This window comes from Staphylococcus arlettae, from assembly GCF_025560845.1.
In the GTDB taxonomy this organism is placed as follows: Bacteria; Bacillota; Bacilli; order Staphylococcales; family Staphylococcaceae; genus Staphylococcus; species Staphylococcus arlettae.
In genome coordinates, this window is sequence record NZ_CP094803.1 from 1,048,796 (window position 1) to 1,061,213 (window position 12,418).

Genomic DNA, 12,418 nt, shown 5'->3' on the forward strand with positions numbered 1-12,418 from the left:
ATAGTATGGAAGGAAACAATTTATTAGTCATAGACAAGGACATTTACAGTAAACTTGTGAACAAAAGTCGGCATAATATGATATTATTAGCCGACTCTTCGATAAATTTCGAGATGGTTGAAGTTTTATGAAGTTCATTGTTAAAAAGATAATTAGAATAAAATTAGTAAGATCACAATTTTAATGCTTTGTAGTTAATATTTTGATTGATAAGCGATTAGTGTTGTCCCGACAATATAATTAAATATCATTTTAAATTTAGGTTTTTCAAAAACTGCTTTGATATAATTGAAAACAAAAGTGCAAAAACTGAACCATGTAATTACAGTTATAATAAATAATGTTGAAAGTAATGCGACTTGTACATTTTGGTTACTTTGGTGATTTATAAATTGAGGTAGAATACTTATATAAAATAGAATTGCTTTTGGATTTAGAATCATAGTTATAAATCCTTGTTGATATGATTTGAATAAATTCGCATTTGTTGTTTTCGTGACTTCCATAGTATTATATTCAAATTTATGGGCATTTAATATGTTTTTAAGGCCAAGAAAAATAATATACGCTGCACCTAATATTTTAATTATTAAAAATACGGTTTGGGAACTTACGAATATAAATATAATACCTAGAGTTGCCAAAGTAGCATAAATTAAATGAGCGTTAGCTATACCAAATGTTGTAAAAATACCGCTTTTAATTCCACCGTGAGCGCTATTTTTTATAACAGCAAAAAAACTTGGTCCAGGCGCTATAAGAATAAGTAATGACATTATAATAAAGTTAATCCAATTATCCATATATTGCTCCTTTGTTTTGTATGTTGTTAAATGAGTTTCTTCTTGTTTTGATAGTAATACAATTAACCAAGCCTGTTACTGCGAGAATATTATATTATTAATAGGTTTATTAGATGAATGTTCAATAAGTTAAATACTACTGTGGAAATTAATAGTTAGTTATCTTATTCTTCATGTTATCATTTAAATAAATTATTATAAGAATTAACATAAAGAAAGTAATTGAAGTATAAGTAAATGTATTTTTTTAGTCTCAATTTAATTTTGGAGGTTTGGTTATGAAGTATTTAAATTTTAAGCAAGTTGATGTATTTCCAAATGAAGCATTTAAAGGTAATCCTGTTGCAGTAATTTTTGATGCTGATGATTTAACGTCAGAACAAATGAAAGATATAGCAAGTTGGACTAATTTATCTGAAACAACTTTTGTTTGTAAACCTGAAGATGAAAATGCAGATTACAAATTGAGAATTTTTACTCCCAACAATGAGTTACCTTTTGCTGGTCACCCAACTATAGGTTCATCTTTTGCTATTTTACAAAATGGTTTAGTGCCTAAAAATAAAAATTATCTCGTACAAGAATGTGGAGTAGGTTTGGTGAAAATAGATTTTACGGAAGATAAAACATATTTTAGTTTGCCTGAGCCTAAAATTAGTGAGTTACAAGACCGACAGTTTGATGGAATAATAGATAGTTTAGGTATCAAAAAAAGTGATGTAGTTCATTCTAAAAATATTAATATCGGTGCTGAATGGCTAACTTTGGAATTAAAAAATGCGAGTATTGTTAAAAATATTGAACCTAATTTTAAATTGATGGAACAATATATTTATGAAGGTACCACTGGTGTAACGATTTTCGGTAAAAACAAAGAAGATAAAGATACGACTTTTGAAGTTCGTTCATTTGCTCCGAAAGAAGGTGTGGACGAAGATCCAGTTTGTGGTAGTGGTAATGGTTGTGTTGCTGTAATGAATGATTTATACGGTTTATTAGAGGAAAAAGAATTTTCAAATTCTCAAGGAGAATGTATAAACAGAAATGGTAGAGTTTATATTAAAAAGGAAAATGTATTGAAATTAGGCGGAGTTTCAAAAATAATGATTGATGGAACAATAGCGATTGAGAAACAATAGATATGAATTGAAAATGGCTAATCTGTGCTAATTCTCTAATTTCTTCATCACTTATATTGTTGTGTTTCAGCTAATCCTTCAAATGATATTTGAGAAAATAATAAAGCAGCTAACATTAAAGTTATAACAATTTTTTCATTAGTACCTCCTAAGTAATTAAGTAAATGGTATACCAAAAAATAACACGAACATTATGAGTGGAGTTAATATAAATAAGTTGATTAAATTAAGAAAAATGCTAATTTTCCATATTGTCTTAGTGTTTTTAGAAATAAAAAACATAAGTATAGAAAATATTAATAACGCACTACTATTTGATATAAAGACATCTAATTTGTCAGCTCCATACCAATTGGGTGGTGTAATAGATAATAGAAACATTGCTGAAATGAATATATAATTAATTATGTTTATGGAATACACTGCTAATTTCATTATTGTCTCATCCCTTATATAACAATATATTAAATTGTTTATATGATTTTAATATAACACAATTAATTTTATAATAAATAACTTTTTTAGTCTTAAAGTGATACAGCAATTGTTGTGGTATATAATCGAATTGAATTTAATTAATTCACTTTGAAGGGGTGTTGGTAATGATACTTGAAGAAACAATGTTGCGGGTTAGAAAGAATATGGATAAAGCTTTTGAAGAATCTTTTAGAGAAGTAACTAGTATTATGAGTTCGATGAATGGTTATATATAGCATAATTTAAAATAGTAAAGATTTTGATGACATACGCAAATGAAATACAGAGCTTAATATGTACAATTAATTTAATAGAGAAAATTAAATTAATTGGAAGGATATTTTTATAATGAAAGGTAAAATTAACTTAATCTTTATTAACGCGCTAGTGTTCATAATATATCTATTAATATATATTTCATTAGCCATAAACCATTTTGTAATTATGAAACTAGAAGTAACTAAAGCATGGTTTGGATCGTCTTTGATATTAGTAATATTTGCATTAGTATTTATTTTAACAATGAAAAATAAAGAAGTTTCTGAAAAAGCATTAAAAGTAATAGGAATTACATTTGGTGTAATTATAATTTTAAGTTCTGTATTATTTTTGATCTATATAAAATATAATAAATTTAATGATTGTAGTATTTTTTTAATAATTTTTCATATCGCTATGGTTTTAAATATTATACATGAAAGTTTAATGAAATATAAAATGGTATATTTCACGATGCTAGTATTAATAATTAACCTTTACATATTATATACGCAAACATAAATAAAGAGAGAAGTTGTCTCTCTTTATTTATGAATACTGTTCATCTAAGTGGCATGTAAAAGCAAGTTTATTTTGAAAAGAAAACCTTCATGTCATAAATTAACCTTAATATCAAAAAAAGCATCGGTCCAATTCATATGGCCCAATGCTAAACTTTGTTTGGCTTTATACTTGTACATAAAAGTTACCATTGCAGCAACTCTAAATTCATTATAACAGTATGAATATAATTGTGTATTACCTTTTATAGGATAGTAAATATTAACTTAATATAAGTAAAATATTATGATGGAAGTAGTGGTTTGATTAGATTTTTAATCATTAAAAAAGTAGTACTTGCTAAGTAAAGCAGTACTACTTTTGCTATAGTTGTAAGTAAGATTTTAGTCGTTTGGTAGCGACTAATTAAATTATATCAAGAAATAAGCGTTATTTATCTAGTTTATCAATCATAGTAAAAAATCGATGCGTTTAGTAAAAATTGTACCAATTATCAAATTTATATATACTACTAATTACTGTAGACTCAATATTTTACTTTCATTTATATAATATTTACTGTTATAATTAAAAGCATTTACAAAATCCTGTAATCTAATTTAATATACTGGTATAGGTAGTTCATGCCTATACCTTATGTTTTCTATTATAATAATTTAAAGTTTATTTAGTATTGCATAATTTACTTTACCTCTCTTATTTTAATAAGGGAGGTTTTTAATTTTAATTATACATTTTAAGTTTTAATTAAAGCACATCTAAAGACTATGAAATAGGAAATTTAACGTTTAGTAAAATTATAAAATCTATCACTTTAACGGGAAATATAGCGAATTTTTACTTCTGGAAATACAATTTTTACTTTAACTATTGAATACATAGATATAGTAAATGATGGATGTTATTTTAAGGGCAGGACTTATCTCATAGTCCATAGTCCTATGTTTGTTATACCAACATTTAGTTCTCCGCAGATATTTATCTGCGGTTTTTAATTTTATAATATTTTAACATTTCATTTTTTTACATTAATAAATACAATTTTATAAAATCATTGAAGCTGGGACAATATTGATTCGTCCTAGTCTCTTTTCATATTGGCAGTAGCTGACTGCATTGAAAATGCGCTTCAAACCAAGCTTGTTTCAATACTAGTCATCCTTGCCGGGGTGGGACGACGAAATCATTTTTTCAAAATCAGATTTCTGTCCCACTCCCTTTTTACGTCAATTAACTATTGAGTACAATTTTTGAACCTTTTATACATTTAATTAAAAGTAGGTTATTTGCAAGTTAGTTTTCATTTTCTTTAATTGTTAAATTTCTCAATATTTAAGTAGATTTTACTTGTGAAGTTATGTTTTTTACTAATATTCGAAATGCTATTTAATAATGATCTGTATTGAAATAATATTTTGAATAATAAAGTTTTCCAATTTGTGATTAGAAAGATAGTTATTAAGAAAATTTTCATTATTGGAGACTTTATGAATATACATTTAAAATCCATATTTATATAAAAGGAGAAGAGGTTATTTAATGAATAATAACAAAAAGGTTCAGAAATACTCTATTAGAAAATATAGTGTTGGCGCAGCATCAATATTAATTGGAACATTATTATTTTTAAATCCAAGTACTGCAGAAGCACAAGAGTTAGAACCTAAATCTAATGAAACAACAACAAAAGAAAATGAAGAACTTTCACAAGGTAATGACGTAACAAATACAGATGAAGTACAAGAACAAGAACTAACAGCAGAAGTGAATACTTCTCAAAAAACTGATGAACCATCAGACGTTGAAGAAATAAGTTCACAAGAAGAAAAAACGCAAAAGCTAGATGAAGTAGAAGCGCAAGAAGTAACATCAGAAGAAAATAAAGTTCAAAGTACAGATGAGTCAAAAAACAAAAAAGAAGTAACTAGACAAAAAAGTAACGAACAAAATGCAGATGAAGCACTTGAGCAAGAAGTAAATACACAGGTCAACCAAATTCAAAACTTAGATGAAGCAACTGACGAAGGGAAAGCACCTTTAGAAGAAAAAGAAGTGCAAAAATCAGATAATGAGCAAACGCAAAAAGTAAACGAACTGCAAAACATAGATGAGTTAAAAGGCAAAAAAGAAGTATCTTCACAAAATAAAGCAACGCAAAAGTCAGGTAAAAAAAATGAGCAAGAGTTTACACCTGAAGTAAAACAACAACTAAACAACGATAATTCAATCGAAGAAGTAACACAAGAAGTGAAGGAAGCACAAAAAATAAGTGAAGCACCTAATCAAAAAGTAAAGCTCAATATTAAATCAACACCTCTAAAAAGAAGTAAAAGACAATTGCCTGAACTACCACCAAGTAACACGGATATACCAGTAGTACCTTTACAAAACCGTGCAGCTAGTCATACATTTTCACCACGCTCAGTAAGTAGTTCATATCAAGCAAGGTACTTTTCTTCGATGCGTGGGTTTAATGATATAACAACAAATTCTACTAGAAGAGATGCGATTGAAATAATAGAAAAACATAAACAGCATCTTACAGAAAAAGAACGAGAATTTTATTTACGTAATATCGCAAGAAAATTAAATTTACCAAAGAATGAAAAAACGTGGAATAATTTATTTAGAAATAGTATTGATAATAAGTTGATTGGTCGAAAAGTTGCTAAAAATCAAGTTAATGACGTTAATAAAGTATTGGAAAGTATGAAAAATTTAATAAATAACCGACAAGGGAATTTTTACACAGAGATATCAAACAACAATGTGAAAAAAATTACAGCCAATGATTTACGATATGTTAGCACTGAAAAAAGAGGTGGAAAATATGTTGTAAGTTTTGATTTGACTAAAGAACTTGGGTCAGGGGTTAAAAGATTTGAAACACTTTCATTAAAAGTAAATGATTCACTAAACTCAAAAATTGAAAAAGTTCTAGTTGATTATATACCACATAAAGGACTTGCTGAAGCAACGAAAACTTTAAATCGTGATAAATTAGGTTATTATAGTTTTACAACAGAACCAAAGAATAAAGCTGGAGCTTCCGCAACTTTTAAATTAGTACTAAAATCAGCAACTGAAATTGATAGTGCAAAAGATCAAATTGGTGTTCAATTAATTAGTGACACAAACTATCCAAATCCGGTGCACGGAGTTAATTTGGAATTAAAAACTGTCAATATGAAGCCTATTGCTCAAAAAGTTAACAGTGATATTAAAAAAATCAAAGAACAAGAAGCTAAGGGGCAAGTGCAACCACCGGTAGATAATCAAGCGAAAGATGAAGCAACAAAAGCAGTAGTGGAAGCTGAACAAGCAGAACAAGCTGCGAAAGATAAATTAACAAAAGCTAACGAAGATGGTGTTATTAATCCCAACGAACATAAAGAATTAGAAGAAGCGTCTAATCAAGCAGATACAAAGAAAAAAGCAGCAGAAGCGAAAGTAAATGCTTTATCTGAAAATCAAAAGGGAGATTTGCCACAAAGGTTAGATAAATTAACAGGTATTGTAGTCCCAAGTATTAATGATCAAGACAGTAATGGTATCTCAGATGATTTAGATCAAGCAAAATCCGAAGCAACAAAAGCTGTGGAAGAAGCTGAACGAGCTGACAAAGAGGCAAAAGAAAAGTTAGCCAATGCCAATAAAGATGGAGTTATTAATCCAAACGAACATCAAGAATTAGTAGCAGCATCTAAACAAGCAAAAGAGACAAAAGCAGCAGCAGAGGCAAAGGTAAATGCTTTATCTGAAAATCAAAAGGGAGATTTACCGCAAAGGTTAGATAAATTAACAGGCATTGATATTCCAGGAATCAACGACAAAGATAGCAATGGTGTTGCGGATAACATAGATAAAGCAAAAGATGAAGCAACGAAAGCAATAGAAGAAGCTGAACAAGCAGACAAGGTTGCCAAAGAAGCGTTTACTAAAGCTAACGAAGATGATGTTATTAATCCGAAAGAACATCAAGAATTAGAAGCAGCGTCTAAGAAAGCAAAAGAAACTAAAGTTGCAGCAGAGGCAAAGGTAAAAGCATTGCCTGAAAGTCAAAAAGGAGACTTACCACAAAGATTAGAAGTATTAACAGGCATTGCTGTCCCAGATATAAATGACCAAGACAGTAACGGTATTGCGGATAACATAGATAAAGCAAACGCTGAAGCAACAAAAGCTGTAGAAGCAGCTGAACAAGCAGACAAGGTTGCCAAAGAAGCGTTAACAAAAGCTAACGAAGATGGTGTTATTAATCCCAACGAACATAAAGAATTAGAAGCTGCGTCTAATCAAGCAGATACAAAGAAAAAAGAAGCAGAGGCGAAAGTAAATGCTTTATCTGAAAATCAAAAAGGAGACTTACCGCAAAGGTTAGATAAATTAACAGGTATTGATATTCCAGGAATCAACGACAAAGATAGCAATGGTGTTGCGGATAACATAGATAAAGCAAAAGATGAAGCAACGAAAGCAATAGAAGAAGCTGAACAAGCAGACAAGGTTGCCAAAGAAGCGTTTACTAAAGCTAACGAAGATGATGTTATTAATCCGAAAGAACATCAAGAATTAGAAGCAGCGTCTAAGAAAGCAAAAGAAACTAAAGTTGCAGCAGAGGATAAAGTAAAAGCATTACCCGAAAATCAAAAGGTTGATTTACCACAAAGGTTAGATAAATTAACAGGCATTGATGTCCCAAATATCAACGACAAAGATAGTAATGGTGTGGCTGATGACTTAGATCAAGCAAAAGATGAAGCAACAAAAGCTGTGGAAGAAGCTGAACGAGCTGACAAAGAGGCAAAAGAAAAGTTAGCTAATGCCAATAAAGATGGAGTTATTAATCCAAACGAACATCAAGAATTAGTAGCAGCATCTAAACAAGCAAAAGAGACAAAAGCAGCAGCAGAGGCAAAGGTAAATGCTTTATCTGAAAGTCAAAAAGGAGACTTACCACAAAGGTTAAGTAAGTTAACCGGCATTGATATTCCAGGAATCAACGACAAAGATAGCAATGGTGTTGCGGATGATTTAGATCAAGCAAAAGATGAAGCAACGAAAGCAGTAGTAGAAGCTGAACGAGCTGACAAAGTTGCGAAGGATAAATTAACTAAAGCCAATGAAGATGGAGTCATTAATCCGAATGAACATCAGGAGTTAGAAGAAGCATCTAAGAAAGCAAAAGAAACAAAAGCTACAGCTGACGTAAAGGTAAAAGCATTGCCTGAAAATCAAAAGGGAGAATTACCACAAAGATTAGAAGTACTAACAGGCATTGATGTTCCAAACATAAATGACCAAGATAGTAATGGTGTTGTTGATGACTTAGATCAAGCGAATGATGAAGCAATGAAAGCTGTTGAGGAAGCCGAAAAAGCGGATAAAGTGGCGAAGGAAAAGTTAGCTAAAGCCGTAGAAGACGGAGCTATTAATCCAAAAGAACATCAAGAGCTAACTGAAGAAGCTAATCAAGCAGAAACAAAGAAAAAGGCAGCATCAGAAAAAGTAAATAAATTGCCTAAAGATAAACAAGACAATTTACAAGAAAGATTAGATAAATTAACAGGTATTAAAGTACCAAATGTCAATGATCAAGACAGCAACGGCTTGGCAGATGAGTTAGATGGTACGTTAGCTGACGTAACTAAGGCAGTAGAAGCTGCGAAACAAGCTGATGCAAAAGCGAAAGAAGCACTAGTTAAAGCCAACACAGATGGGAAAATTAGCCAAGAAGAAGTCAACAAATTAACAGATTTAGCTAAACTAGCGAGAGAAACAAAAGCGACAGCAGAAGTATTAGTCGAAGAATTACCAGAAACACCGAAACAATTAAAAGAAAAGAAAGCAGAATTTAATGAAGTATTAGGTCAACTAACGGGTATTGTAGTACCTACAGTGACGAGTAATGTAGTACCAGGACAACAAGACAACATGAATCAGGCAAAAGCCGAAGCAATGAAAGTTGTAGAAGAGGCTGAACGAGCTGACAAAGTTGCGAAAGATAAACTAACTAAAGCCAAAGCAGATGGCGCTATTAATCCAAAAGAATATCAGGAGTTAGAAGAAGCATCTAAGAAAGCAAAAGAAACAAAAGCTACAGCAGAGGCGAAAGTAAATGCCTTACCAGAAAAACAAAAAGAAGAAATGCCACAAAGATTAGAAGCATTAACAGGAATCAATGTTCCAGGAATTAATGACAAAGATAGTAATGGTGTCGCTGATGATTTAGATCAAGCGAAAGCTGAAGCAATGCAAGCTGTTGAGGAAGCTGAACGAGCTGATAATATGGCGAAGGAAAAGTTAGCTAAAGCCGTAGAAGACGGAGCTATTAATCCAAAAGAACATCAGGAGTTAGAAGAAGCATCTAAGAAAGCAAAAGAGACAAGAGCTACAGCAGAGACAAAGGTAAATGCTTTACCTGAAAGTCAAAAAGGAGACTTACCACAAAGATTAGAAGCATTAACAGGAATTAATGTTCCAGTAATCAATGACAAAAATAGTAATGGTGTTGCGAACGACTTAGATCAAGCAACAGCCGATGCAACTCAAGTTGTAGAAGAGGCTGAACAAGCGGACAAGGTGGCAAAAGCAGCATTAGCAAAAGCTAACGAAGATGGTGTTATTAATTCAAAAGAACATCAAGATTTAATAGACTTAGCTCAACAAGCTGAAGCAACGAAAAAAGTTGCCTCAGAAAAAGTAAATGCCTTACCACAAGATAAACAGGTCAACTTACAAGAAAGATTAGATAAGTTAACAGGTATAAAAGTACCAAATGTAAATAGTGATGTATTACCAACAGCACCAAGTGAAGACGATAAAGAAATGAAGCCGGAAGTATCAGGTGAAGATGGTAAAGAAACGACACCAACAGCATCAAGTAAAGCCGGTAAAGTCATGACACCAGAAGAATCAAGCAAAGGTGATAAAATAACAGTATCAAATGCGTCGAATGAAAATAGTAAAGTGATGAAACCAGAAGTATCAGGTGAAGATAGTAAAGAAACGATACCAACAATACTAAGCGAAGATGGTAATGAGGTGACGTCAGAAGAATCAGGCAAAATTAATAAATTAACGACACCAACAGCGGCGATTGAAGATGTGAATAAAGTAACACTAGAAGAATCAAGCAAAGATGATAAAGAAACATCATCAACAGTAACAAGTGAAGTAATTGCTCCTAAAGCATTAAGTAAAGACGGCAAAGCAATGTCATCAGAAAATCTAAATAATAATAGTAACAATACTATAAATGAGTTACCAAAAACAGGAAACGATGGTATTAATAGTTATATTTACACAGGTGTATTAGCCTTATTTGGATCACTATTACTGGTTGTAAGAAGAAGAAAAAATAAATCAAATTAATAATCAAAAGGCGTTAAACGTATAATACGTTTAACGCTTTTTAATAATTTAAAATATATAAGGACTTCAGACGAGAAGGGGTAAAGTTTTGAAATATGCAAATTAATAAAATTGGAACCATTTTTTCCATCGATAACCTATTAATAAAGCAATGTTCATCATGATATGGATAATTTCAAATTCATAACCACTAACGTATCCTCGTGAAAGTTTTAATGTGAAAATTGAGCCTAACATGACACCAATATAGAAAATATTTACATATGGCGTTAAAAATCCGATAAGTAAAGCTATACCACCGATAACTTCACCATATGAGAGCAACAAGGCCATTGTTGGTGATAAGCCTAAAGAACCTAAAAAGTTATATGTTCCTTGTAAATCAACAAATTTTAATGTGCCATGGACTAAAAAAGAAGTTGCTAACATCAGTCTAATTATAAGTAAACTGAATCTCATGCGATTAATAGTTTGATTTTCAATATGAGGGGATAAATGTTTATTCTTAAATGACATAATTTTCTCCTTATTGTTAGTACTAAAATTTATTTAGAGTGTGTCTAAAAACTATATTTAAGATATTAACAAATTGAAATGGTAGAAGTTTATGCTTGTCATAACTAGTAAAATATAAACCAAAGTTAGCAATAAAGTAGATATAAAGCTCTAATTTAATCAGTAAAAGATTTATGTTTTACTAGATTAAAGTCATATTTTACCAACAAATAATAAACAATCACAGAAATAACAGATATTGCTATAATAAATATAGGTGTTGAAACACCATTTATCTCCATTAGTAACTTATAGGGTTAGAGACAATCGCGTTTGCGGTTGTCTTTTTTTATAAATTTAGGGAATCATTTTGAAGTATTCTAAGGAACATGACTTACTAATATTATTTTTAAGACTAATCAACCTATAGATTTTTTACATTTTTTACTTTTAATTTTACTTTAATTACTGAAGTGCATTTCAAACAATAAAATAATGATACAATGCCGTTGTATTTAAATATAAATACATTTATTTATGTTTAAATATTAAATGGCATTTTTCTTTTGTATTACTCAAGATATAAAGCCATCCATACAAAATTAGAAGGAAGGTGATTAATAAGAAGTAAATGATAGTGGTTTTAAAACAATAATACTCAGGTTTAAAACATAGGATGACTTATGAAGCGTGCAATTAATATTACAGAGATATCAAGAATTTTCAAAAATTATTTGCTCTTTATCATTATCTTGCCTTTATTATCTCTAGTGGCAAGTATAGTAGTTACATTTTTTCTAATTGAAGACAAATATGTAGCAACAACCCAGTTATTGATAAATCAAAAAGAAAATACACATCAAAATGTTCAAGATATACAAAGCAATATTCAATTGATCAATACTTATTCTGAAATTGTTAAAAGTCCAAGAATTTTAGGTAAAGTTGCAAAAGAATTAAAAGGACAGTATGAAGCGGATGAAATAAAGAACTTTTTAAATGTAACAAATCAAGCGAATACACAAGTTTTAAATATTTCTATTTTTCATAATGACAAAGAAGTAGCAGAACAACTTGCAAATACAGTAGCTAATGTTTTTAAAAAGGAAATTCCTAAAATCATGAAGGTGGATAATGTGTCGTTGTTATCTAGTGCAACTAAAACAGGTCATCAGGTTGCGCCAAACGTACCTTTAAATTTATTTATAGGTTGGGCTAGTGGATTGTTAATATTATGCATTATTATTTTCATTAAAGAGATAACTGATAAACGAATAAAGTCAGAACAAGATGTTTATGACCAGATGAACTTACCAGTGTTAGGCAGCATTCAATATTTTAAATAGAAAA

The 12,418-nt window shown here is 30.3% G+C and carries 6 protein-coding genes; 4 read left to right on the plus strand and 2 right to left on the minus strand.

What is annotated here, in order from left to right:
* Positions 1–194 precede the first annotated feature (194 nt).
* On the minus strand, positions 195–803 hold the full coding sequence (locus tag MUA37_RS05160) for a LysE family translocator (RefSeq protein WP_002510540.1): 609 nt from the start codon (positions 801–803) through the stop codon (positions 195–197).
* Between the two features lie 278 nt (positions 804–1,081).
* Between MUA37_RS05160 and MUA37_RS05165 the strand changes: the two genes are divergently transcribed.
* The 3 genes from MUA37_RS05165 to MUA37_RS05175 all read left to right on the plus strand — a co-directional run bounded on the left by MUA37_RS05165 (position 1,082) and on the right by MUA37_RS05175 (position 10,573).
* Positions 1,082–1,942 (plus strand): PhzF family phenazine biosynthesis protein, encoded by an 861-nt coding sequence (locus MUA37_RS05165; RefSeq protein WP_002510539.1) that lies wholly within the window; start codon positions 1,082–1,084, stop codon positions 1,940–1,942.
* 825 nt (positions 1,943–2,767) lie between these two features.
* The gene (locus MUA37_RS05170; protein ID WP_142019560.1) at positions 2,768–3,199 is read left to right on the plus strand and encodes a hypothetical protein; all 432 of its coding nucleotides are present in this window, start codon (positions 2,768–2,770) and stop codon (positions 3,197–3,199) included.
* 1,539 nt (positions 3,200–4,738) lie between these two features.
* Positions 4,739–10,573 (plus strand): GA-like domain-containing protein, encoded by a 5,835-nt coding sequence (locus MUA37_RS05175; RefSeq protein WP_262624874.1) that lies wholly within the window; start codon positions 4,739–4,741, stop codon positions 10,571–10,573.
* Between the two features lie 102 nt (positions 10,574–10,675).
* On the opposite strand, the gene MUA37_RS05180 is transcribed toward MUA37_RS05175, so the two are convergent.
* Positions 10,676–11,032 carry a DoxX family protein gene (locus MUA37_RS05180; RefSeq protein ID WP_002509443.1) on the minus strand — a complete coding sequence of 119 codons (357 nt, stop codon included), beginning with the start codon at positions 11,030–11,032 and terminating at the stop codon, positions 10,676–10,678.
* A 719-nt stretch (positions 11,033–11,751) separates the two neighbouring features.
* On the opposite strand from MUA37_RS05180, the gene MUA37_RS05185 reads away from it, so the two are divergent.
* On the plus strand, positions 11,752–12,414 hold the full coding sequence (locus MUA37_RS05185; protein ID WP_002509444.1) for a YveK family protein: 663 nt from the start codon (positions 11,752–11,754) through the stop codon (positions 12,412–12,414).
* Positions 12,415–12,418 lie beyond the last annotated feature (4 nt).

What these genes read in the sequence shown, in the direction of transcription:
- MUA37_RS05185 (WP_002509444.1), top strand. Translation starts at nt 11,752, where the DNA reads ATGAAGCGTGCAATTAATATTACAGAGATATCAAGAATTTTCAAAAAT.
- MUA37_RS05180 (WP_002509443.1), bottom strand. Translation starts at nt 11,032, where the DNA reads ATGAGATTCAGTTTACTTATAATTAGACTGATGTTAGCAACTTCTTTT.
- MUA37_RS05165 (WP_002510539.1), top strand. Translation starts at nt 1,082, where the DNA reads ATGAAGTATTTAAATTTTAAGCAAGTTGATGTATTTCCAAATGAAGCA.
- MUA37_RS05160 (WP_002510540.1), bottom strand. Translation starts at nt 803, where the DNA reads ATGGATAATTGGATTAACTTTATTATAATGTCATTACTTATTCTTATA.
- MUA37_RS05170 (WP_142019560.1), top strand. Translation starts at nt 2,768, where the DNA reads ATGAAAGGTAAAATTAACTTAATCTTTATTAACGCGCTAGTGTTCATA.
- MUA37_RS05175 (WP_262624874.1), top strand. Translation starts at nt 4,739, where the DNA reads ATGAATAATAACAAAAAGGTTCAGAAATACTCTATTAGAAAATATAGT.